We start from the raw sequence: 24,077 nt of genomic DNA, 5'->3' as shown, positions 1-24,077 counted from the left end.
TCTTTCATTTATTCAGCTCATATATCATCTACTATCATTTTAGTCGACTTCAGCGGGAATCGCAACTTGTCGAGCCACCTAAAGCTGCAAAAAAAAGAATGCCGCGATGGCATCCTTTTTGTTATCCATAAATAAAAACATGCGTTTATCTGTCAAACTTTTCCCGACGCTTGGTCGATTTGATGAAAAGTTGTTTAAGGGCTACGCTGTCATCGTTCTTGATGGCCGTCTTAATCAGGTCGAGCTGATCTTCAAACGTCTGGATGCTCTTCAGCAAATACTCTTTGTTCTCCAGAAAAAGTTCACTCCACAGCTCTTCATTAATTTTGGCGATCCGAGTCAACTCGCGATAACTGTCGCCTGTGAATTTCTCCGTTTCCCGGTCTTCGACATCGCTATTGACCAAAGCGACGGCGATCGCATGCGGCAACTGGCTGGTGAAAGCGATCATTTCGTCATGGTAATCAGCAGAAATACGCGTGATTCGTCCGAAGCCCATTTCCATGATCAAAGCCTCCATGAAAGCAAGGTTCTCCTCTTTGTTCGATGGGAGCGGCGTCAGGATATAATTCGCATTTTTGTAGACGGAACTGCTGGCGAAGTCGATGCCTTTTTTCTCGCGTCCGGCCATCGGATGACCGAAGACAAAGTCGATCGAGGAAGGCAAAACCGACAGGATATCCTCAATGAAGAATTTTTTGACGCCAGTCGCATCCGTCAGAATCGATCCCGGTTTGAAATGATCCTTATGAGTGACAATGAAATCATGCACGAGACGGGGATAGAGCGAAAAAATCACCAAATCGGATTGCGGCAGGATATCTTTCCCATCCTGATAGCCCTCCTTGATGAGTTGTTGCGCTTTAGCTTTGTTCAGAGTCGCCTGATCGATGTCGATCCCGTAAAGATTGCGGTACCCGGCATCGTGAAGGGCCATCGCGAAGGACCCGCCGATGACGCCCAGGCCAACGATTGTGATATTCAGCTCCTTATTCAGGGGTGTCATGGGCGTTGCCTTCCTTTCCTGCTCCAGTGTGGCGCGCGATGATTTCCGCAGCGAGCTCTTCCAACGGTTTATCGTTCTTGACGACGAAATCCGCAGCGTCTTGGTAAAGGCTCTCACGTTCGGCCTTCAGCGCATAGATCCTTTCAAATCCATCTTTCAGCAGCGGCCGATGGGAAACTTCGATGTCATGCGTGATGTCTTCGACGGCGCGATCGATATAGTAGACTGTGCCGTTCTTTTTTAAGGCCACGATGTTTTCATTTCGTTTGACGACACCGCCGCCCGTGCTCACGACCGTATCATCGAAATTAGCAATTTCTTTATAGGCATCCGACTCGATGCTACGGAAATAGTCCTCTCCGATTTGGAAGAGGTCAGTGATGCTCTTACCGGTCTTCTCCTCAATAAAGGCATCTGAATCGATGAAACGGTAACCGATAATATTGCTCAATAATTTTCCTAAAGTCGTCTTGCCTGCGCCAGGCAGCCCAATCAGGATGATATTTTTTCCCAAATCCTTCACCTATTCCCGTTATGATGTTATTTTTTCATAGATTTTTTGGTTCAATGTCAACTCGAAAGGCCGTTCCAGCCAGATTTCCTGAGATTTGATACCTTGATGCACCAACATTTCCAATCCGTTGCAGGTTTTCAGACCGGCATTTTTTGCTAAACGAAGGAATTCCGTTTCCTGCGGGTTGTAGATGAGGTCCACAGCTGCGCTGAATTGGCGGATCACTTCCAAAGGGACAGCGCTGAGGCCGATGTTATCAGGGAACATGCCGAGCGGTGTCGTGTTGATGATGAGATCGCCTGAAATGTCGGCAATCTCATCGTAACTCATCAAGGAGATGCGCGGATCCTCCGGAATATCAGTCAGTGAGCCTTTTTTTCGTGAAACAATGATAATTTTATTGATGCCGTTATCAAGCAAATATAAAACGACTGCTTTTGCGGAACCGCCAAAACCCAAAACCATAGCTGTATTGTTTTCGATGGTGATGTCGTGCGAAGCTAACATGGTTCCGAATCCATAATAATCGGTATTAGCGCCGTAAAGTTTACCGTCTTTTACCTTGATTGTATTTACTGCACCGATGCGCGCCGCTTCCGGTGTGATTTCGTCCAAGTAAGGCATCACCGTCTGTTTGTAGGGAATCGTCACGTTGACGCCGACAAACTGAAGCACGCGGATCCCTTCAATCGCTTCTTTCAATTCTTCAGGGGGCAATTCAATATGTTTATAACCGGCATCCATACCGATCAGATCGAAAAAGGTCGAATGGATTCTTTCTGAATAACTGTGGCTCAGATGTTCGCCGAATAATCCGAAAAATTGCATCAAGTTTCACTCCTTTTAGGAAAGTGTAGATTATTGCCATGCAAATTTCAATACCCAGTTTAAATTAAAAAAAAATTAAAAAACTATTGCAATGATTAGAACGTTTGTTATAATGATTGAAATCAGACGTTTTCATTATGAGTTCAGCTGATTAAATGATACACAAGAGAAGAGGTCATCCGATGGGTTCCACGCATGCTATCAATCTTTTACAAACAAACTTTTACTTTACATACTTTACATTCTGGGGCTTCTATTTTAGCGCTGGATATTTTGTTTGGAAAAAATTGCATAGAGCGAATATGAGAAACATCAGAGGATGCGAGAAATAGTTTGCAGGACGGATCGTCAGGCAACAGCATTTTTGGATAACGAAGCTTAACGCGGTGCTCATATAAAATGGGCACCGCTTTTTATTTTTTTAAAAGCAAAAACATACTTAGGAGGAACAAGACATGATCATCATTTTGAAGAAAACGGCCAAAAAAGAGGAAATCGACGAACTGACTAAACGCTTAACGGATAAAGGGGTCATCGTGAGCCCGGTAATCGGCGAAACAATGACTATTTTGGGCTTGGTGGGGGACACTTCGAAAGTATCGATGGACACCATTCAGCAACATCATATCGTCGAACGCGTATTGAAAGTTCAGGAGCCATACAAAAAGGCGAACCGTAAATTTCATCCAGATGATACGATTGTCGAAATCGACGGCCAGCGCATCGGTAACGGCTACTTCGGCGTGATTGCGGGTCCTTGTTCCGTTGAAGGCGAAGAACAGATCATCAGCATCGCGCAACGCGCAAAAGCTGCAGGCGCTAACTTCCTACGCGGTGGAGCTTTCAAACCGCGTACATCTCCATACAGCTTCCAAGGTTTGGAATTGGAAGGCTTACGTTTGCTGAAATTGGCGAAGGAAGCAACTGGCTTGCCGATCGTAACCGAATTGATGTCCACGAAATTCGTTGATGAGTTCGAGGCGGATGTCGATATGATCCAAATCGGAGCACGCAACATGCAGAATTTCGATCTGCTGAAGGAAGTCGGCAAAACAAAGACGCCAGTCCTATTGAAGCGCGGTCTGTCCGCAACTTACGAAGAATGGTTGATGTCTGCTGAATACATCATGTCCGAAGGGAACGAAAACGTCATCCTTTGCGAACGCGGCATCCGCACATTCGAAACGGAAACGCGCAATACCTTGGATATCCAAGCCGTTCCGGTCATCCAAAAATTATCCCATTTGCCGATCATCATCGACCCAAGTCATGCTGGCGGCTCAGCTTACTTGGTGCCATCCATGTCAAAATCCGCAGTCATGTCCGGCGCGAACGGTCTGATGGTTGAAATCCACCACGATCCTGAGAACGCATGGAGCGATGGCCAACAGTGCCTGAACCCGAATGAGTTCGATGAGTTGATGGCTGTCGTAAAACAATTGATTGCCATTGAAGGAAAGCATTTGGATGCGGTAAAATAAAGGAAGAGTTTTCCTTGCATTCCAATGCATTGGCTATCTTCACGGGTTAGCCCTTCGGAATTTAAATAAATCGCACCTATTGCGCTCTTCGATGCTCAGGCGGCACGATTTCCTAAAATTCTTTCAGGGCTGAGCGAACCCGTTCCGCTTTTCTTTTTATCAAATCTGAATGAGGAGTGAAACAATGGCTGAATTACATGTAGGGCTCGGCAAAAACAGCTATACGATCCTGATCGAAAATGGCTTGCGCCACCGTCTTCCTGAAGAAATCAAAAAAATCTACGGCGGCAAGAAGATTGCCATCATCACGGACCATAACGTCAATGCGCATTACGGGTCCCAGTTGGAGGAAGGGCTGCAGTCTGCAGGGTACGAAACGCTTGTGGTTGCCTTGCCTGCCGGCGAGCAGACGAAAGATTTCCAGATGCTGCCGCTGATCTATGAACAATTGTTGGATTTCCAACTGAACCGGAGTGAGTTGATTATTGCTTTGGGCGGCGGCGTCATCGGAGATTTAGCAGGCTTTGCCGCTGCCAGCTTCCTACGCGGCGTGCCTTTCATCCAAATCCCGACTTCCTTGTTGGCCCAAGTGGACAGCAGCATCGGCGGCAAGGTCGGCGTCGATTTGGCAAGAGGGAAGAACCTGGTCGGTGCTTTCTACCAACCGAAGAAGGTTTTCATCGACCCGGAAATGCTGAACACGCTGTCGGATCACTTCTTCCGCGACGGTCTAGGGGAAGTCATCAAATACGGCTGCATCAAGGATGCCGAATTCTTCAGCTTCCTCCAGACGCTGCATACCCGCGAAGAGATGATGGAACACATCGAAAGAATCCTCTATACGTGCTGCGACATCAAACGCAGAGTCGTGGAAGAGGACGAGAAGGACACAGGCGAACGGATGCTGCTGAATTTTGGGCACACGATTGCGCACGCTTTGGAGACCTACACCAATTATGCGAAATATTCGCACGGTGAAGCGGTGGCAATCGGCATGGTCGCGATCACACGCCTTTCCGAGAAAAAAGGATTCACGCAACCCGGAACGGCAGCTGTGATCGAAGCGCTGGCGAAACAGGTCGGCTTGCCTACAGAATTGCATATGGAAGAAGTTGATTTGGAAAGCTTGTTGGCGATCATGACGTTGGACAAAAAGAATTTGGACGACCATCTGAAAGTCATCCTCTTGAAGGAAATCGGCATCAGCTACGTCCAGGATGAAACCATTGCTTTCTTTGATGAACTGGAGAACATCTAGAACTATACTATAGAAGAAACAGCAGGATAAAATTGGAGAAACACATATAGATGAAACAAATAGGAGGATTATAATGGATTTGACGATACAGCCACATAAGCTATCGGGAACAGTGACTGTCCCGCCTTCAAAAAGTTTGGCGCACCGTGCGGTCATCTGTGCCGCGCTTTCCGACGGCACCTGCAAGATCGACAACATCGCGCTTTCGGATGACATCATCGCAACTACGGAGGCCATGAAGGCATTCGGAGCAATCATCGAGCAGGACGGCAGCACCTTGACGATCACCGGCGCGGGCCAATACGTTACAGAAGCAAAAGCAGCTGGGGACACAACGACCGCTCAACACCTGATCGACTGCAATGAATCCGGTTCGACCTTGCGTTTTGTCGTTCCGATTTCGACGCTTTTCCAAGGCGCGAGCCGCTTCGTCGGCAGAGGGAATCTGGGCAAACGTCCATTGACGATCTTTTACGATATTTTCGAGGAACAAGGCATCTCTTACAAACCGACAGAAGGCGAACTTGATTTGGTCGTGGACGGGAACCTGAAACCGGGACATTTCTCATTTCCTGGAAATGTCAGCTCGCAATTCATCACGGGTCTTTTGTTCACCTTGCCACTGTTGGGCGGAGACTCGGTCATCACGATCACGACTCCGCTTGAATCGATCGGCTATATCGATTTGACGTTGGATGTCATGAGCGCTTTCGGTGTCACCATCGAAAACGAAGGCCATCAACTCTTCCGGATTAAGGGCGGACAATCCTACAAAGCGACGGATTACCGCGTCGAAGGGGATTATTCCCAAGCGGCCTTCTTCCTTTGCGCAGACGCATTGGGGAACGATCTGTTGGTGGACGATCTCTCGATGGATTCGCTACAGGGTGACCGGGCTGTCGTCTCCATTCTGGAAGCGATGGGCGTCACTTTCGAGCAACAGGGCAACGGTTTGATCGGCACGGCAACAGGCGGGCTGCACGGCACACTGATCGATGCGGCGCAATGCCCGGACATCATTCCGGTCGTCGCGTTGACGGCTTGCCTGAGCGAAGGCAGAACGGAAATCATCAACGCCGGCAGACTGCGCATCAAAGAATGCGATCGTCTGCAAGCGACGGCCAGCGAATTGAAGAAACTGGGTGCTGACATCGAAGAACTGCCGGAAGGCCTGCTGATCCACGGCGTCAAAGCGCTGAAGGGCGGAGAGACGGTCTGGAGCTACAAAGACCACCGCATCGCCATGATGCTGGCGATAGCTGCGACAGTCTGCGAACAGCCGATAACGGTCACGGATGCCGAGTGCGTTTCAAAATCGTATCCGAATTTTTGGGAAGACTATAAAGCTATAGGGGGCAAGATACAATGAGCGGAATATTTGGGAATAAATTAAAGGTATCCATCTTCGGCGAATCACATGGTTCCGCAATCGGCGTCACCATCGACGGTCTACCACCAGGCCATAAGATCGATATGGATAAAGTTCTGGAGGAAATGAAACGGAGAGCGCCAGGTCAAGGTGCTTTGACGACGCCAAGGAAAGAAAAAGATCAGCCTGAGATCTTGAGCGGTTACTTCAACGACATGACGACAGGCAGCCCGCTTGCGGCGATCATCCGCAATAGCGACACGCGGTCCAAAGACTACGGTCAGATGAAGAAATTGATGCGTCCTGGTCAGGCCGATTACCCAGGCTATGTCCGTTACGACGGCTTCAACGATTACCGCGGCAGCGGCCATTTCTCCGGCCGGATCACGGCACCGTTAGTGTTTGCTGGTGCGATCGCGAAGCAATTGCTTGAAAAGCAAGGCATCACCATCGGGGGTCACGTGAAGAGCGTAGCCAAAATCCAGGATGACAGCTTCCTGAACACGGAAGTCACACCTGAAATGCTGAAAGGCTTTGCAAGCAAAGAACTGCCTTTGTTGAACGAGTCGCTTGAAGAGGAAATGCGCAATCTGATCCGCGAAGCAAAAGCCAGCGGCGATTCCGTCGGCGGAACGGCGGAAATCTGCGTCTTGGGTATCCCGGCAGGAGTCGGCAATCCGTTCTTTGATTCCGTTGAGTCCGTTCTGGCACATATTCTTTTCTCCGTACCTGCCATCAAAGGTTTGGAATTCGGAAGCGGCTTCGGCATCGCAGAAATGCTTGGATCGGAAGCGAATGATTCCTATTATTATGACGGCGACCAGATCAAGACCCGCACGAACCATAACGGCGGCATTTTGGGCGGCATCACGGACGGCATGCCGATCATCTACAAAGTGGCGATCAAGCCGCCAGCTTCCATCACAAAGCTGCAGCAAACCATCAACATCGAAGACAAGACGGATGCGGAATTATCGGTTGAAGGCAGACACGATCCGATCATCGTACCGCGCGCCATTCCTGTCTTGGAGGCCGTGACGGCAATCGCAATCCTGGATTTGCTGTTGGATTCCAAATTCTATAAATACGACTGAGAACGGAGTGGAAGGCGAGTATGACGGATTTAGAAGATTATCGCAAAGAGTTGGATGCCATTGATCAGGAGCTTGTGGCTCTGTTCGAAAAAAGGATGCACATTTCCCAAGCCATCGGTAATTACAAGGTGGCACATGATTTGCCCATCTTTGATGAAGGCCGTGAGCAGCGCGTTGCGGAACAGAATCTTACCCATCTGAAGAGTGATGAATTTGCGGTGCAGACCCATCATTTCTTGGATACGATCATGGATCTTTCAAAGGAGGTCCAGAAGGATGTCCGGGCAGCCTCGAACGATTATGAGCAGATTTTTGCGATTCACGAACCCAAGCAACCTGCGCAGATTGGATACTTTGGGGAAACGGGGTCCTTCTGTGAAGAAGCGATGTTGGCCTATTTCAAGGAAGCGCCCCGCGATCCTAAAAACTACCATACATTTGAGTCGCTTTTCTTGGCCATCCAAAATGGAGAAATCGATTATGGCGTTCTGCCTGTGGAAAACTCTTCTACCGGTGCGATTTCACAAGTGCTCGACCTGTTGTACAAATACGGCCTTTCCATCGTGGGCGAGCAATACATCAAAATCGAACAGCACCTGATCGGCCTGGAAGGGACCAGTCTGGATCAGATCGAAGAAGTCTATTCGCACCCGCAAGGTTTCCAGCAATCTACCGATTATTTCAAGTACCACGAGCAGTGGCGTCAGATTCCGTTCCACAGCACGTCCGACAGCGCAAAAATGGTTAAGGATTCCGGCGATGCGCACAAAGGTGCCATCGCCAGCAGAAGAGCCGCCCAGATCCATGGCCTCTCTATCTTGGCGGAGAGCATCCAAAATCAGAGCGAAAACACGACTCGCTTCATCATCGTCGGCAAGGACCTCGAGTCGAATCCGCGCTGCAACAAAGTCAGCGTTGTGTTCTCTTTGGACAATCAAGCCGGCACGCTTTTCAAGCTGCTGCGTCATTTCGCGAGGTACCACATCAACCTGATCAAGATCGAATCCCGCCCCGTCGAAGGGGAAAAATGGGAATATCTGTTGTACCTGGATTTCGAAGGCAACATCGCCGACGAAAACGTCCATGAAGCCCTGCGCTTCATCCACCGGAGCAGCGTCTATTTCCGTTTATTGGGCTGCTACATCGCCGCAACGGAAAACAAATAAGAAAAGCCAGCAACGACTGCCTTGTGCGGCGCGTTGCTGGCTTTTTGTGTTTTCGATTCTTGCAGTCCGGAGTAAAAATAGGTACTATAAAGAAGAGAACGCGTTACGGAAGGGTGAGGTTTGTGAAAGCAGCAGAGAGACGAAATGAAATCATCAAATTATTGGAGGGCGCCGACCAACCGGTGAACGCCACCCAACTGGCTGAATTGTTGTCGGTAAGTCGCCAGGTCATCGTGGGCGATATCGCGTTGATTCGCGCCAAAGGGATTGAGATCCTGGCAACGCCAAGGGGCTATCTGTCCGCGAATGCATTCAAGAGCGAAGGCAGCCTGTTTACGGGCAAAATTGCCTGCCAGCACTCGCAAGCCGATACTGTGACGGAACTGAATATCATCGTGGACAATGGCGGCGAGGTCGTGGATGTCCAAGTAGAGCATCCCGTTTATGGCACCTTGACCGGTGAATTGCACATCCGTTCGCGCCATGATGTCATCGATTTCATGAAAAAAATCGCAACAAACGAAGCAGCGATGCTGTCTTCGCTGACAGGCGGCGTTCACCTGCATACACTTGCCTGCAAGGATGAAGACACCTTCCTGCGCATCAAAAAGGAATTGCAGGAAGCCGGCATCCTCTATTCCGGTTGAAAACGCATGAAAATAAGCTTGACAATGCCTGAAAAGATTATATAATATATTACAACTGTCAAGACAGTTGTATACTTCTTTGGAGGGATTGGCGAAATGAATACACGTACACAAACGAAACACATTACGATAGCTGCTCTACTGATTGCGATAGGGATCCTGATACCGATGATATCCCCTTTGAAAATAATTCTTGAACCGGCATCCTTCACCTTGGCAAGCCATGTGGCGACGATGATCGCCATGTTCCTTTCACCCGGCATCGCTGTTGCGGTTGCCTTTGGAACTGCAGTCGGCTTCATGTTGGGCGGCTTTCCATTGGTCGTAGTCTTGCGTGCGGCGACGCACATGATTTTTTCGTATGTCGGTGCGAAATACATCCAAAGGCACCCGGAAATGGCGCATGATTTAAAAAAATCATTGCTTTTCAGCTTTTTTTTGGGCGTTTTGCATGCCGGCTGTGAAGTCATTGTTGTGAGCCTGTTCTATTTTGCAGGGAACCTGACGGAAGCCTATTACGATAAGGGTTTGATCTCTTCTGTCATGCTGCTTGTCGGCATCGGAACAGTCATCCACAGCATGGTCGACTATTGGTTGGCTCAAATCGTCTGGAAAGCGGTCGGCAAAAAAGCCGCACCGGTGCGCTCTGTATAGAACGCAACAGAAATCAAAATGAAAAGGACGCATCCCGGCTTTAATTGCGGGATGCGTCCTTTTTTGCTTCGATTTTTATTAACCGTTGGCCAGCAAAAATTCGCCTTTATCACGGTCGTAAATGAAAACTTCACCGGTCTCGATGATGTAGTGCCACCCGCTGATTTTCAGCTTGCCTTCCCTCATTTTTGCGGCTATGTAAGGGAAAGTTATCAAATGCTTCAGCTGCTCCACGACATTGCCTTGCTCCATCATCCAAGCCCGTGCCTCAGGTTCGGTTTCCGGGATTTCCTTCAGGACGCGGTCACGGACTGGATGGATCAGTTCCAGCCATTTGCGGGTGTGCGGCAACTCCTCTAATTTTCCTTCGGGATGCAGGCAAGCAGCACAACCGCCGCAGTTGGAATGGCCACAGATGATGATGTTCTCTACGCCGAGCGCGAGTACGGCATACTCGATGGCGGATGTCGTTGCCACGTATTCGGTAGTCATCCGATAAGGCGGCACAATATTGGCGATGTTTCGGACGATGAACAATTCGCCAGGTAACGTTCCAGTGATCATATTTGGATCGATACGTGAATCAGAACAGGAAATAAAGAGGGTATGCGGTTTCTGGGATGCTTTTAACCCCTTGAACAGCTCTCGATGAGATTCAAAATCCCCTCTTCTGAAATTGACGATACCTTCTAGTAACTTTTCCATGTGCATACCTTCTTTCTGAAATGATTATCCGAACAACAGTTGTGCAAATTGCACGATGAACGGTATTGTAAATAAAGACAGTAAAGTGGTCAGGACCACGAGCCTCGCTCCATATTCGTAGTCGCCACCGAACAAACGGCCAAGAATGGCGGTATTTGTTGCAGCTGGCGCACAGGAAGCGATGGTCAGGACGATTTCCACCATATAGTCATTGATCGGCAACAAATAGATAACACCGATTGAGATGAGAGCGGTGACGATCAAACGCAGGAAAGTAGTCCAATACGCTTTCGGGAAAGCCAATAATTCCGAAAAATTGCTGTTGGCGATATAGCTGCCGAGAATAATCATGGCCAGCGGCGTATTCAACGCTGCCAAGCTGTCAACGGACTTCCAGAGAAAATCAGGGATCGGCAGGCGGCTGATGTAGATGGACAAACCGATGGCAGCCCCGATCATTCCGGGATTGAGAAGGGTTTGCCGCAGGGTCATCGCCTTTTTGTCGCCCGAAATCAGATATTGGCCGTAAGTCCACTGGGTGACGTTATTTGCCATGATGTATCCGGACATGAAAAAGACGCCCTCATATCCCACTGTCGCAAGTACCAAGGGGATGCCGATAAAACCAGCATTCGGGAAAATTGTGGCGTATTTGTCGATGCGGTCCTCTTTTTTCAGCAGGACACGGACGATGAACGCGCGGATGGAAATCGTCAGAAAAGCTGCTAGCGTCGCCCATAACAACAACTTCAAGCGGTGTGCGTCAAAAGTTGCATTGAAAGAAGTGATCATGGTCGCTGGCATCACGAACAAGGAGAGGATGGTCGATATCTGGCGTGTGCCCTCGCTAGTGATAACATTCGTACGTATCAGAATAAAACCAAAAAACATGATGGTGAACATGGTCAGCAACTGCTGGAAAACGATACTTATCAAAGTGGCGAAGCACTCCTTTCATGCGCGAAAACAAATTTTCAGTTTTTTACTGTTCCTACATAATAACACGCCACGTGATATAATTTTAAGGAAAATCTCATAAATGTCTAGTATAATGTATTGGTACGCATCATAAACAAACAACAGCACTTAAGCTGAAGAATGGAGAATATAGATGGCTAGAGTAGAAAGTTTTGAATTGGATCACGATTTGGTGAAGGCTCCGTATGTCCGCCAAGCAGGTTATGAAGTGCACGAAACGGGGGCTATCGTCACAAAGTTCGATCTGCGTTTTGTGCAGCCCAACCAGGATGCGCTGCCGACAGGGGCTATGCACACGTTGGAACACCTTTTGGCGATCAACATCCGCGATTATGTCGATGGCGTCATCGATTTGTCACCGATGGGTTGCCGCACCGGGTTCTACATGATCTGTTGGGGTGAACACACTCCGGAAGAAATCGCTTCTGCTTTGGAAAAAGTGTTGCAGATTGTATTGGAAACGACAGTAGTTCCGGCAACGACCGCGAAGGAATGTGGGAATTACCGCGACCATTCCTTGTTCGGCGCACAAGAATACGCGAAGCAAGTGTTGGCGGCCGGCATCAGCCGTGATCCATTCACGCGCACGGTCTAGAAATACTGGGAGGAATGACGTTTATGACGAAAGAATTGATCGTAAGAACTGGTCCGCAAGAATACGAATGCAGAGCGGGGGTCCTCTCTACTTTGCCGAAACGATTGGAACAGCGCTTCGTCAAAAATATTTTGATCGTGCACGGGACCGTATCCTGGCAAAAAGCTCGTCCCTACCTTGAAGAGCTCTATCAAAAAGGTTTTTCGATCACCGAAGTGGCTTTTTCGGGCGAATGCAGCTATGAAGAAGTCGACCGCATCGTCGGATTGGCCGTACAGCACGAGAGCGATGCGATCATCGGCGTCGGCGGCGGGAAAATCATGGATGCTGTGAAATATGCAGCAGCTAAAGCGGAGGGGATCTTGAATGTAATGGTGCCGACATTGGCGAGCAACTGCGCGCCATGGACACCGCTCAGCGTCATGTACACTGAAGACGGTGTGTTCATCCGCTACGATTTCCTCCAGCAACAAGCTTCACTTTTGTTGCTGGAACCAAAATTGATCATCGATTCGCCGAAGGATTTTTTTGTGGCTGGGTTGGCGGATACGCTGGCCAAATGGTACGAATCGGATGAAATCCTTTCCTTGCCTGAGAATGCCCAACAACCGATGCTGATGATGGCGCGCCAAGCTGCTTACATCTGCAGACAAAGCATCCTGGACCACGCCGAGTTGGCGATCGCCAGTCTGGAAGCGGGGGAAGTGACCGAAGCTTTTGTGAAACTGACGGAGGTCATCACTTCCATCAGTGGCATGGTCGGCGGGATGGGGGATGCTTTTGCGCGGACGACCATCGCTCATGAAATCCATGATGCCATCACCAACTTCCCGGAGTCGCATCATTTCCTGCATGGGCATAAAGTTGCCTATGGAATCATGGTCCAATTGGCTTATGAAAAGAAATGGGCGGAGATTGACAATCTGATCCCGTTCTATGAACACTTGAACATTCCGAAGAGCCTCCGCGATCTGCACTTGGGCAGATTGGATGAAGAGGGTATCATGGAAATCGCCCGCCTGTCGACCAAACCTGAAGCACCGGCGCACGGACTGCCTTACGAAGTAACAGCCGATTTTATGGCGGAAGCGATTCAGGCACTCGAGGATTACATGGCGAATTTGCCTGAACTCTGATCCGAACGAGTAAAGCTTGAGCAGGATCTAGGCAACAGGGATCGATGACCTTTCCGGTTTGGCAAAATCTGGAATAATCGGTATACTGTAAACACGAACATTTACCGAGCAGAAAAATACCCATTCATGATAAGCGAGGGATCATCGATGAACAGTGAAGAATTAGTGTCCAGAGCAAGATCAGCCATGCAACATGCATACAGCCCGTATTCCCATTTTCCGGTGGGAGCGGCAATCCTCTATAAGGACGGCGAAGTGATCGAAGGCGTAAACGTGGAAAATGTTTCTTTCGGCGCGACAAACTGCGCGGAGCGGACCGCCTTATTCACTGGCGTTACGAGAGGCTACCACAAAGACGACGTTGCGGCCATCGCAATCGCCGGCGACACGGAAACCTTCCTTCCACCATGCAGTATCTGTCGCCAGGTGATGGTGGAATTGTGCGGGTACGAAACGCCTGTCTACCTTTCCGACAAGCACGGGAAAATCATAGAGCTGACGATCAAAGAGTTGGTTCCCTATGCCTTTACCGATTTGAATATGTAAAAAAACAAGTGCGGCCCACCTTTGACTGGTGAGCCGCACTTGTTTTTATGCTACATTTTCAGGAATAATACATAGGCAATCGTTATCATTAACAACAAATGTGCGCTGATACCGCCGAGGCAAAGGTAAAGGGTATCCCTTTTTGTTTCGTTGATCGTCTGGTACAAGCTGGCGATGAACGTCACCAGATAGCTGGAGAGATGGACCAAGAACAACAACAGCACAGGTACAGCCATCAAAATCGGGGCAATTAGACTGATCATGAAGGCAGTGCCCAATAGCAGCAGACCGAAAGCATTCATGCCTGCATATTGCGTCATCCAGTTATGGAAGGCATGGCGTCTGTGCAGAAAGAATGTTTTGATGAGATATGCTAGGAATGGGTACAGATAATAGAGTGCTAAGAACAATAGGAAACTTTTCATGAACCAAACAACCGGTTCGACCTGGAAAGTGACGGTCGGAAGCAATGAAATCTGCGAAAGTAGATCATATTGATTAGTCAATGCGACCGCAATCCGCGTAACCAATCCGGCTGAGAGCAATGCCGATAGGACGAAGGTGAAGTAGCCGTAAAGATTGTGGCTTTCTCTGCGCGATTTTCTCGTCTCTGCGGGGTCTTTCATTTTTTTCCATAAAAAACGAACGTAGCGGAAGAATTTATTCATTGCGCCATTGAAAGAAAAAGCTTGCTTTTCAGCACGCGAAGCTGTTTCAGCCGCTTCTTCCTCCTCATCTGCTGTCAGATCGACAAAATTTTCCGTATTATCTTCGAATAAAGTGGATTGATAAAATTCATCTTGTTGGATAGCGTCCGAATCGGAAACGTCCGACCCGCACATCGGGCAGATCAAAGCCTCTTTCGGGATGCGATTATGGCAGTAAATACATATCTTCATTGAGTTTTCTCCTTCTCACTGGTAACTAACTTCTAGAATAATTCAGTTTGTAGGATATAGCAAGGTTATTTTTGCTACAAATTTTTTGTAAAGGAACCGATAATTCTGTATGATAAAGATAGCATAAATGAGAGGAATGATGACTTAATGAAAATGTTACACACTTGCATCCGCGTACAACACTTGGATAAATCGATTGCGTTCTACAAAGGGGCGTTTGATTTCCAAGAAAAAAAGAAGCTGGACTACCCTGAACACAAATTCTCAATCGTCTACTTAGGATTGGAAGGCGATGACTATGAGTTGGAATTGACTTACAATTACGACCATGAGCCTTATAACATCGGTGACGGCTATGGCCATATCGCCATCGGAGTGGATGAATTTGAAGCCCTGCATGACAAACAGGCAGCTGCCGGATTCAACGTGACCGACTATAAAGGTTTGCCTGATTCTTCCGTAAGATACTACTTCATCACCGATCCGGATGGCTACAAGGTTGAAGTCATCCAGAACAGATAGGGCGGACCTATGGAGAAAACGACTAAGCACAAATTGCTTTTCATCGGCGACAGCATCACAGATGTCGGCCGTAACCGCAACAATCCGGATTCGCTGGGAAAAGGCTATGTGGCAATGATAGCGAAGGATCTTGCGGACAGAGGCGATGCCGAACACTACCAGCTGATCAACCGTGGCATCAGCGGCAACCGAATCCATGATATAGCGGAAAGATGGCACGCTGATTGCGTTTCGCTCGAACCCGATGTCGTCACTATGTTGATCGGCATCAATGATACGTGGCATAATGTCGGCGACGAGAGTGTTTTCGCGACCGAAGCGGGCGCTGAACAGTTCGAAATGCATTACCGCCATTTGTTGGCTTCCTTGCGTAAAAAATCGAATGCACGGATCATTCTGATGGAGCCGTTCGTCTTCCCGTATCCAGAAGACCGCAAAACTTGGCGAGTCGATTTAGACCCGAAACAGGAAATCGTCAAACGCCTTGCCGAAGAATTCGATGCCGATTGGATCGGGCTGGATGCCGATTTGAATGCAATCGGTGCTGTAGAGGGATATGAAACATTATCGAATGACGGCGTCCATCCGACCAAAAAAGGGCACAGGCTCATTGCTGATGCTTGGCTGGAGAAATTTGATGATAGCGGCAAAGAATAAGGATTATTCAGCAGGCTGCCTACAACCGAAATAAAACTCTTGCTTTTTTAGATTTTGCATGATAAGATATTTTACATGCGATGAGGCGACGAGCAATCAGGTGGGTTCGCCCATTCCGCGCAAGCGGCATAGTGATTGCAAATCAAACGGGACATACGTGCTTGCACAACCACAGGATGTGGATGTTTGATGGTGACTGCTGTGAACAGTCCCATCCATGGGTTTACCCATGCCGTATCAGAAGAAAGGGTCGGAAAGTTGAACACTTAGGTGTTTACCTTTCCGGCCCTTTCTTTTTGTGTTGCCGGGGAAAAGGCCGCCAGCTCCGGCGAGGGGCGGTTCACCGGAGGTAGGTCATCCGGATCTACCGGCAGCTCCGGCGAGGAGAGTCTAACCGGAGTAGCACACGGAAAATAGGCCGGCTCCTCCGGCCAGAGCAGCTTCACCGGAGAAGCGCTCGGTTTCTCCGGCTGTTCTCCGACCAAGTCAAATCTGCATAGCCGGACCTGTAATTCTGTAAGGGCTTTATTAGGCGCAGCGGCCGCCATGCGGTATAATCTAAGTAGGAAACTTAGGAAAGATTGGAGGCGCCTCAATTGAAAAATCTGAAATTATTGATCCTTTCGCTGCTGTCATTCTCACTAGTGGGCTGTTCATTCTTAACGACTGAAGAAACGAGTGTTTCGCAACAGGACGCTGCCGGAGTAGACAATGTGACGACGGAAATATCCAAAATGGATGGGGAAGTCGGTTCGGGACTTTTGATCGGTGAAAAGGTAGTCACCACCGTCCATCTCTCATATGAAACGCTCAAATATGATGATTCCATCGCTTATCTGAAGGAAATCGTCGGGAAATATGGAGCCTATGTGGAATATTCCTACGAATCAAGCGGTGGCGACATGATCTACACACCTTCCTCGTTGACCCAAAATTATCGCCAAGGCAGCTACACAATCCGGATTCCGAAAGATTCCGTGACAGCCTTCCTGGATGATCTGGAGGGTGGACTGGGCACGAAAATCAGCGAACAGCAAGGCAATGAAGATGTAACACAGTATTATGAGGACACGGCTACCCGCATCAGCGTGTTGCAAAGAAAGGAAGAGCGCCTGTTGGCTCTACTTGACCAGGCTGTGACAGTGGAAGAAATCCTTGCCATCGAGGACAGCCTCAGTGCGGCTATAGCCGAAAGAGAAGTGCTGCAGTCGGAATTGGACAACATCGATGATCTGATCGACTATACCGCTTTATATCTGACGGTTTCTGAGCGTTCGCGCATTTCGAACAATCAAGGCGGATCGACGCCATTCTGGGATCGCGTCAAGGATGCGTTCATCGATTCGCTTTATTCCTTCTACTATTGGCTGCAGGATGCAGCAATCTGGTTCATCTATGCAATGCCGTTCTTCGTAGCCGTTCTGTTGTTGCTGCTGTTGTTGTGGGCAATCAAAAAACTGTTCGGCAAAACGATTTGGGGCAAGCAAAGGGCCGAAAAGCAGCTCCAAGAAAGAAAGCAGATCGAAGAGCGCCGGAAAGAACGGTTTGAACGGACCCATCCAAGAAAACCCGGAGGAACGACCGTAGTAGCAACGAAAGCGACTGTCACCCCGCCTGTGCCGCCAAAGGATGGTGCAGCAGATGTGCCGGAAACTCCGGCCGCAAAAAGCGATGCCACAAAGGAAATAAAATCTGAAGAGGGCAACAAGGAAGACCCCTTGGAACCGTAACTTTAACAAATAGTCCTGAAACAAAGAAGCAGCCACCGAATCCGCTGAGATTCGATGGCTACTTCTTTGCTTTTTTGGATACTGAATGCTTGGTACCGCAAAATGCTACGAATTTTTCAGGACAATTCTTTCGATGACATTGGCTGCCGCTTCAAAGGAATCGGTAGCCCGTTCGAACCGGTCGTAGATATTCGTCGTAGCCATTGTCGTCAGCGCATCCTTCTGTTCGACAAATAATTTCTTGACCGAACGGGTGTACAAGGAGTCTCCCTGCTTTTCAAGGCGATTGATGGTAATGATAGCTTCTTTGATGATTTTTGATTTCTTGAAATTCTTCAGATCATTGATGGCTTCATCCAGGGTCAATGCGCTCTTTTCGATTATCTCCATAAACTTCAACATTGCCGGCGTGATTTTTTGAATCTGGTAGATATCGATGTGGATGAGCGTGTCTTCGATCGTGTCGATGGTGGTATCCAATTCCCCGGCCAAATCGATGATGTCCTCACGTTCGAGTGGAGGGAGAAAATCGCTATATAGGTAACTCATCATCTTGTGCTTCTTTTGATCCGCTGCATGCTCGATCTCATGGAGTTCCTTGAGTCGGGCCTCTAAAGTCTCCAGATTGTAATCAGCCAAAATGCTAGTCATCAATTTGGCTGCAGAAACGGCCATTGCGGAAACTTCGATGAATTCTTGGTAGTAGCTATATTCTTTTGTTTTTTTTCTCATCAGCATAGTTGCAATCTCCTCAGAATATATTCATGAAAATAAGCGCCATCAGGTACCCGACCAAACCGCAGCCCGGGAACGTCAGAACCCAAGCCCAAACCATTTCTTTGACGGTGATCCAATTTACGGAAGACAGCCGTTTAGCTGCGCCAACGCCCATGATGGCAGTCGTTTTTGTATGTGTGGTGCTGACCGGCAACCCCCAGATAGATGAGAGCAAAAGGCAAGCTGCAGCACCGACATCAGCACTGAAGCCTTGATATCCTTCCAGTTTCACCATGTTCATGCCCACCGTTTTGATGATCTTATAACCACCAATCGAAGTACCCAAGGCCATTACCAATGAGCAGAGAATCATCATCCAAAGCGGGATAATGAATTGGGTTGTATCGCTGTTGCCTTGCCCTAGGAATATTCCCAGCATGAAAATTCCCATGAATTTTTGACCGTCTTGGGCACCGTGCATAAAGGCCATAGCCGCTCCACCAAGCACTTGGCCTTTCTGGAAAAACGGTCCCGTTTTTTGCCGGGCTTTATTTCTGCAGATGGCAGTGGTGAGCTTTGATACGCCAAAACCGAAGCCAAAGCCCAGTATCGTGGAGAGGAACAGACCGTAGATGACTTTTATCCATTCCGCTCCATTGATGGCCCCGAAGCCTCCCTGTAATGCAATCGCAGCCCCAGAAATGCCTGCAATTAGGGCGTGGCTCTCACTGGTTGGGATTCCGAAGTACCAAGCTGCCGTTGCCCAAAGGACAATCGCGAAAAGAGCGGCGCAAAGCGCGATGATGGATTGTTTTGGGTCGTTGCCGAAATCGACCATGTTCGCAATCGTTTGGGCAACTGTGGCGTTGACGGAGGTCATCACGAAGACTCCCAAAAAGTTAAATACGGCGGCCATCAGGATGGCTTTCTGAGGAGCAATGGACCGGGTAGATACACAAGTTGCAATTGCGTTCGGTGCATCGGTCCAGCCGTTCACCAAGATGACACCCAAAGTCAATACTACAATAATCAGGAGGATGGGATTCGTCTGGATGCTGTCGATAAAATCCGAGAAGGTGATTGTCATAGTTTGCATTTCCACACTTTCTTGAATAGCGCAAACAATAAATGTAATCGCTTCCTTTTTCTAATAACTGCTCATGTGGCAGCGGAGGTCAGCGAATTTAATGATTCCACTATTATATTGTTAGATATTGCACATTATCCATTTTACTCCTAACTGCCTAAAAAAAGAATAGCATTTTGAAAGAAACGAAGCGAAAAGAACCCCGCTGTTTATGTTTTTAAAAAGACGGTGACGAAATGCGTGCCTCCACAGTCACAAGAATATTGAAATTAAATACCTTGCTGTATCCATGCAACATCTAATATATGGTAAAATAACAGGATAGGAGGGTAATAATATGGTAAAGAGAAAACTGTATATCATTTCGTTAGATGCATTTGGTGCCAGTGACTTAGAATTTGCCAAGACGCTGCCCCATTTCCAGGAAATATTGAACAGAAGTGCACTCGTCAAAGAGGTGGAGTCGGTTTACCCGTCTTTGACATACGTAGCGCATACTTCTATCGCAACAGGGATGTATCCGAACCGCCACGGCATCATCCACAATACACACCGGCAACCGGAAAGACTGTCACCAGATTGGTATTGGTATGCCAAAGAAATAAAGAAGTCCACGTTGTTTGATGTCGCCAAGAAGGCTGGTTATACAACATGTGCTTTGCTTTGGCCGGTGACGGGGAAGAGTCCTTCCATTGATTATAACCTCGCAGAAATTTTTCCGAACAGGCCCTGGAAAAACCAGATGATGGTTTCCGCTTTTGCATCCAGCACGAAATATGCGCTGGAGATGAACAAAAAATACAGCTCATTGCGAAACGGCATTGACCAACCGGAGTTGGATGAGTTTGTGACAGCTATTGCGGTTGACACGATCAAAACGAAACAACCGGATCTGATGGCTGTGCATCTGGTTGATCTGGATAGCATGCGTCATCATTATGGCGTCTTGAGCGACCAAGCCAAAGAAGCCATCATCCGGATGGATCGCCACCTCGGTCAGATCATCGAAGCGATGAAAGAAATGGACATCTATGAGAATACCGTGTTGGCCGTATTGGGCGATCATTATCAGATTGATACGCATACAGTCATCCGCCCGAATCATCTGTTTTTGGACAAAGGCTGGCAGACTTTGGATCGCAAAAGGAATATCAAAGACTGGAAAGTGCTGGCAAAAGCGGCGGACGGAGCTTGCTATATTTACCGGAAAGATGTCACCATCACCAACAAAATGATATTGGATGCGTTGAAAGGAATCGAAGGCAGGATCGAAACTATCCATTCGGCCGCAGAAGCCAGAAAAATGGGAGCGGATGAGAATTGCCTATTCATTCTGGAAGCGAAGGCGGGTTATTATTTTGAGAGCGACGTGCACTATCCTTTCATGGAGAGTACCGCAAAAAACCTTCCTGATCGAAGATTGCATAGCGCAACGCACGGCTTCAGTCCAAAAAAGAAAAAATATGCCACGATGCTGATGGTTTCCGGACCAGGAATCGACAGAGACGCAGTTGTCGAGAAGGGCCGGCTGATAGATGAAGGCCCGACTTTCCTGCATGCAATTGGACTGAAATATCCAGAAGCCACGGATGGAAGGGTCATTAATAAAATATTCTTGTAATCAGGAGGATTTAATCGCCGTATGATCAAAGTAGTGGGAGCTGTAATAGAAAAAGAGGGCAGTATTTTTTGTGCCAAAAGAGGTCCGGGTAAAGCATTGGCCGGCCTGTGGGAATTCCCTGGAGGTAAGCTTGAGGAAAATGAAACGGCAGGAGAGGCACTTGTCCGGGAGATGGAGGAAGAGTTTTCCTGCCGGATACTGGTCAAAGACAAACTTCTTACAATCAAGTATCCATATGATTTTGGAACCGTGGAATTGACGACGTTGCTCTGTGAATTATACGAGGGCGAACCCCGATTATCTGAGCATACAGAAATGCGTTGGGTGAACATCTCCGAATTGCCTGAGATGGACTGGGCGCCGGCAGATGTGCCCACGGTGGAACTTTTGGTCCAACGTTTGTAAATATTAAGTAAAAATAACCCTGAATTGTAAAAATTATGCCACAATCTTTGCAAATCAGGGTTTTTTTACTATGTAAATGTAAGCGTCAACATTATTTATTGGGACAAATATCCGAATTGTGAAATTAATAACAATATATGTCTGTGTATTTTCATATTCCTATTTGTAAGTAGATACTGAAAAAGTATTATGACAGTAGGGTTAATTGAAACTACTCTCATAACAATCTAATTGAATGTTCATTTTTATGACTTAAGTGGATTCTATATAGTGATATTCGTGTCTTGGATTTGTGTAGCGTTTACAATGTTGTTTTTATGTAAAAAAACTATTAAGGCTGATAGATTATTACTATCAAACAGAAAAAAAGGTTTCAATATATTTATTATGAATTATGGCAAAATCATCTTTAAAATGTTATTATGAATATATATTAATGAAAGGACCTGGCATGATTGAATAAATCATTATTGGATCGTTTTGTTACAGCAATATAATTGTAAGGGAAGTGTCTGGATGAGTGCAAAAATGAACATACTTAAAGAGTTGGAAAAAGAGATGTATTTGTTCAACATCGGGGAGCATCTTGAAAGCTACCGCTTTTTAGGAAGTAAACAACGGACCGAAAATGGGATTGAAGGATGGCGTTTCACAGTTTGGGCGCCCCATGCAAAAACCGTTTCTGTGGTCGGGGATTTTACTGAATGGAAACCCGTGGAAATGCAAAAAATCGGCAAAACCGGAGGCTGGTCGCTTTTTACAGAGGCTGCGGCACAAGGGGACTGTTACAAGTATTATATCGAGGACAAAAACGGTAAAAAGAAATATAAAATCGATCCCTATTCTTTTGCGTACGAAGTTCCACCAAAAGACGCCTCTGTCGTGTTTGACATGCCTGAGAAAAAATGGAAAGACGGTAGATGGGCCGCAAATAAAAAAAGAAAGTCCATCTATCAAAAACCGCTTAACATTTATGAAGTGCATTTCAGTTCATGGAAAAAGCATGATGATGGCAGCTGGTATTCCTTCAAGGATCTTGCTGAAACGTTGATTCCATATGTGAAGGAAATGGGCTACACGCACATCGAATTCATGCCTTTGATGGAACATCCGCTGGAAGCTTCTTGGGGCTATCAAATCACCGGGTATTTCGCGGTGGCTGCCCGTTACGGCAATTTGCTTGAGTTAAGGGATTTCGTGGAAGAAGCGCATAAAGAAGGGGTCGGGGTCATCATGGACTGGGTTCCCGGACATTTCTGCAAAAATGACTATGCGTTAGCCAATTTCGATGGCACGCCTACTTTTGAATATGCTGATCCGAATCGCGCCATCAACAACCGTTGGGGAACGTTGAATTTTGACTTGGGTAAAGCGCAAGTGCACAGTTTCCTGATTTCAAATGCTATTTTCTGGCTACAAGAGTTCCATTTTGACGGAATCCGTGTCGATGCCGTTTCGAATATGCTTTATCTTGATTATGATGAAGGTCCTTGGACACCGAATGAAGACGGTGGCAATGATAACCGCCAAGGGATCGAATTCCTGAAGAAGATGAATACAAAGGTCTTCGAGCGCCAGCCGGATACTTACATGATTGCGGAAGAAAGCACTGCTTGGGCCAATGTCACAAAACCGATCGAGACAGGCGGTCTGGGCTTCAACTATAAATGGAATATGGGCTGGATGAATGATACGTTGCGCTTCTTCGAAATGGATCCATTGTTCCGGAAAGACAATTTCAATCTAATCACTTTCTCATTTATGTATGCATTCAATGAAAACTTTATTTTACCGATTTCCCACGATGAAGTAGTCCACGGCAAACAATCTCTGCTGGCTAAAATGCCAGGTGACCGCTATAAACAATTTGCAGGCTTACGTACGCTGCAAGCCTATATGATGGCTCACCCAGGGAAGAAATTAAACTTCATGGGCAATGAAATCGGACAATTCCTGGAATGGCGCTTCTACGACCAAATCGAATGGGGTGTCCTGAACAACGAGTTCAATCCGGAGTTCCAGCATTACATCAAAACATTGAATCATCTTTACAAAGATTCGAAAGCTTTACATGAAGTTGATGATGCCAACACCGGTTTGGAGATTCTCGATGCTGACAACAACTTGGAATCAGTCCTTTCCTTCATAAGAACGGGTGAGAAACCGCGTGATTTCCTGATTGTCGTGTGCAACTTTACACCTGTAGAACGTCGGAATTTCCGAGTGGGTGTACCATATGAGGGACATTATGAAGTATTGCTGAATACGGAAATGAAGGAATTCGGTGGTACTTGGACCGAAAATCTGCCTGAAATGATCACTAGCCTCGAAGGCATGAATCGCCAACCTTTCTCGATCGAATTTACGTTACCTGCTTTAGGAGTTTTGTTCATCAAACCGAAACGCGTTTTTGGTGTTAATAAATAGATCCACACAAAGATATGATGATAAGGAGGCGAAAG

At 47.4% G+C, this 24,077-nt stretch carries 24 protein-coding genes; 16 read left to right on the top strand and 8 right to left on the bottom strand.

Features of this window, described 5'->3' with window-relative positions:
* Positions 1-145 precede the first annotated feature (145 nt).
* Genes BLV66_RS04745 through aroE form a run of 3 tightly spaced genes read right to left on the bottom strand, consistent with a single transcriptional unit; the run spans position 146 to position 2,348 of the window.
* Positions 146-1,006 (bottom strand): prephenate dehydrogenase, encoded by an 861-nt coding sequence (locus BLV66_RS04745; RefSeq protein ID WP_245826752.1) that lies wholly within the window; start codon positions 1,004-1,006, stop codon positions 146-148.
* A complete protein-coding gene (locus tag BLV66_RS04740) occupies positions 990-1,520 on the bottom strand; it encodes a shikimate kinase (protein WP_086987576.1) in 531 nt (176 codons plus the stop codon). Before BLV66_RS04740 ends, BLV66_RS04745 begins: the two co-directional genes overlap by 17 nt.
* 18 nt (positions 1,521-1,538) lie before the next feature.
* Positions 1,539-2,348, bottom strand: a complete 810-nt coding sequence (gene aroE, locus BLV66_RS04735; protein WP_086987577.1) for a shikimate dehydrogenase — start codon at positions 2,346-2,348, stop codon at positions 1,539-1,541.
* A gap of 455 nt (positions 2,349-2,803) precedes the next feature.
* On the opposite strand from aroE, the gene aroF reads away from it, so the two are divergent.
* The 7 genes from aroF to BLV66_RS15565 all read left to right on the top strand — a co-directional run bounded on the left by aroF (position 2,804) and on the right by BLV66_RS15565 (position 10,017).
* Positions 2,804-3,829 carry a 3-deoxy-7-phosphoheptulonate synthase gene (gene aroF, locus BLV66_RS04730; RefSeq protein ID WP_086987578.1) on the top strand — a complete coding sequence of 342 codons (1,026 nt, stop codon included), beginning with the start codon at positions 2,804-2,806 and terminating at the stop codon, positions 3,827-3,829.
* Between the two features lie 184 nt (positions 3,830-4,013).
* Positions 4,014-5,087 (top strand): 3-dehydroquinate synthase, encoded by a 1,074-nt coding sequence (aroB, locus tag BLV66_RS04725; protein WP_086987579.1) that lies wholly within the window; start codon positions 4,014-4,016, stop codon positions 5,085-5,087.
* Between the two features lie 73 nt (positions 5,088-5,160).
* Positions 5,161-6,456: a 3-phosphoshikimate 1-carboxyvinyltransferase gene (gene aroA / locus BLV66_RS04720; protein WP_245826753.1), complete on the top strand. Its 1,296-nt coding sequence runs from the start codon at positions 5,161-5,163 to the stop codon at positions 6,454-6,456.
* Positions 6,453-7,550: a chorismate synthase gene (gene aroC / locus BLV66_RS04715; RefSeq protein WP_086987581.1), complete on the top strand. Its 1,098-nt coding sequence runs from the start codon at positions 6,453-6,455 to the stop codon at positions 7,548-7,550. Before aroA ends, aroC begins: the two co-directional genes overlap by 4 nt.
* Before the next feature lie 20 nt (positions 7,551-7,570).
* Complete coding sequence (gene pheA, locus BLV66_RS04710; protein WP_086987582.1) at positions 7,571-8,716, top strand: prephenate dehydratase; 1,146 nt, start codon at positions 7,571-7,573, stop codon at positions 8,714-8,716.
* Between the two features lie 122 nt (positions 8,717-8,838).
* Positions 8,839-9,363 carry a transcription repressor NadR gene (locus tag BLV66_RS04705; protein WP_086987583.1) on the top strand — a complete coding sequence of 175 codons (525 nt, stop codon included), beginning with the start codon at positions 8,839-8,841 and terminating at the stop codon, positions 9,361-9,363.
* Between the two features lie 96 nt (positions 9,364-9,459).
* Positions 9,460-10,017: a hypothetical protein gene (locus tag BLV66_RS15565; protein ID WP_176974141.1), complete on the top strand. Its 558-nt coding sequence runs from the start codon at positions 9,460-9,462 to the stop codon at positions 10,015-10,017.
* Positions 10,018-10,095: 78 nt separating this feature from the next.
* On the opposite strand, the gene BLV66_RS04690 is transcribed toward BLV66_RS15565, so the two are convergent.
* Together BLV66_RS04690 and BLV66_RS04685 are read right to left on the bottom strand one after the other, a co-directional pair.
* Positions 10,096-10,722, bottom strand: coding sequence for a carbonic anhydrase (locus tag BLV66_RS04690; RefSeq protein WP_086987586.1), 627 nt, complete (start codon positions 10,720-10,722; stop codon positions 10,096-10,098).
* Positions 10,723-10,746: 24 nt separating this feature from the next.
* Positions 10,747-11,658: an AEC family transporter gene (locus tag BLV66_RS04685; protein ID WP_086987587.1), complete on the bottom strand. Its 912-nt coding sequence runs from the start codon at positions 11,656-11,658 to the stop codon at positions 10,747-10,749.
* 175 nt (positions 11,659-11,833) lie between these two features.
* On the opposite strand from BLV66_RS04685, the gene BLV66_RS04680 reads away from it, so the two are divergent.
* The 3 genes from BLV66_RS04680 (at position 11,834) to BLV66_RS04670 (ending at position 13,977) form a co-directional block, all read left to right on the top strand.
* Positions 11,834-12,295 (top strand): S-ribosylhomocysteine lyase, encoded by a 462-nt coding sequence (locus tag BLV66_RS04680; RefSeq protein ID WP_086987588.1) that lies wholly within the window; start codon positions 11,834-11,836, stop codon positions 12,293-12,295.
* Positions 12,296-12,318: 23 nt separating this feature from the next.
* Positions 12,319-13,431, top strand: a complete 1,113-nt coding sequence (locus tag BLV66_RS04675; protein WP_176974140.1) for an iron-containing alcohol dehydrogenase family protein — start codon at positions 12,319-12,321, stop codon at positions 13,429-13,431.
* Positions 13,432-13,578: 147 nt separating this feature from the next.
* Positions 13,579-13,977 (top strand): cytidine deaminase, encoded by a 399-nt coding sequence (locus BLV66_RS04670; RefSeq protein WP_086987590.1) that lies wholly within the window; start codon positions 13,579-13,581, stop codon positions 13,975-13,977.
* A gap of 50 nt (positions 13,978-14,027) precedes the next feature.
* Here the strand turns inward: BLV66_RS04670 and BLV66_RS04665 are convergent, their stop codons facing one another.
* A complete protein-coding gene (locus tag BLV66_RS04665; protein WP_086987591.1) occupies positions 14,028-14,876 on the bottom strand; it encodes a hypothetical protein in 849 nt (282 codons plus the stop codon).
* Positions 14,877-15,023: 147 nt separating this feature from the next.
* Between BLV66_RS04665 and gloA the strand changes: the two genes are divergently transcribed.
* The 3 genes from gloA (at position 15,024) to BLV66_RS04645 (ending at position 17,785) form a co-directional block, all read left to right on the top strand.
* Positions 15,024-15,398: a lactoylglutathione lyase gene (gene gloA / locus BLV66_RS04660; protein WP_086987592.1), complete on the top strand. Its 375-nt coding sequence runs from the start codon at positions 15,024-15,026 to the stop codon at positions 15,396-15,398.
* 9 nt (positions 15,399-15,407) lie between these two features.
* Positions 15,408-16,055, top strand: coding sequence for an SGNH/GDSL hydrolase family protein (locus tag BLV66_RS04655; protein WP_086987593.1), 648 nt, complete (start codon positions 15,408-15,410; stop codon positions 16,053-16,055).
* A gap of 596 nt (positions 16,056-16,651) precedes the next feature.
* Positions 16,652-17,785, top strand: coding sequence for a DUF4349 domain-containing protein (locus BLV66_RS04645; protein ID WP_086987595.1), 1,134 nt, complete (start codon positions 16,652-16,654; stop codon positions 17,783-17,785).
* A 105-nt stretch (positions 17,786-17,890) separates the two neighbouring features.
* On the opposite strand, the gene BLV66_RS04640 is transcribed toward BLV66_RS04645, so the two are convergent.
* Both BLV66_RS04640 and BLV66_RS04635 read right to left on the bottom strand, forming a co-directional pair.
* Complete coding sequence (locus tag BLV66_RS04640) at positions 17,891-18,523, bottom strand: DUF47 domain-containing protein (protein ID WP_086987596.1); 633 nt, start codon at positions 18,521-18,523, stop codon at positions 17,891-17,893.
* 13 nt (positions 18,524-18,536) lie between these two features.
* Positions 18,537-19,589, bottom strand: coding sequence for an inorganic phosphate transporter (locus BLV66_RS04635; RefSeq protein ID WP_086987696.1), 1,053 nt, complete (start codon positions 19,587-19,589; stop codon positions 18,537-18,539).
* Between the two features lie 337 nt (positions 19,590-19,926).
* Here BLV66_RS04635 and BLV66_RS04630 point away from each other — a divergent pair, with 337 nt between their 5' ends.
* From BLV66_RS04630 to glgB, 3 genes are all read left to right on the top strand, one after another.
* Positions 19,927-21,210 (top strand): alkaline phosphatase family protein, encoded by a 1,284-nt coding sequence (locus tag BLV66_RS04630; protein ID WP_086987597.1) that lies wholly within the window; start codon positions 19,927-19,929, stop codon positions 21,208-21,210.
* Between the two features lie 21 nt (positions 21,211-21,231).
* The gene (locus BLV66_RS04625; protein WP_086987598.1) at positions 21,232-21,615 is read left to right on the top strand and encodes a (deoxy)nucleoside triphosphate pyrophosphohydrolase; all 384 of its coding nucleotides are present in this window, start codon (positions 21,232-21,234) and stop codon (positions 21,613-21,615) included.
* 516 nt (positions 21,616-22,131) lie between these two features.
* Positions 22,132-24,042, top strand: a complete 1,911-nt coding sequence (gene glgB / locus BLV66_RS04620) for a 1,4-alpha-glucan branching protein GlgB (protein WP_245826754.1) — start codon at positions 22,132-22,134, stop codon at positions 24,040-24,042.
* Positions 24,043-24,077: the final 35 nt, after the last annotated feature.

It is taken from the genome of Trichococcus collinsii (assembly GCF_900107505.1).
Classification (GTDB): domain Bacteria; phylum Bacillota; class Bacilli; order Lactobacillales; family Aerococcaceae; genus Trichococcus; species Trichococcus collinsii.
This window is presented reverse-complemented; position numbering and strand designations above follow the sequence as displayed.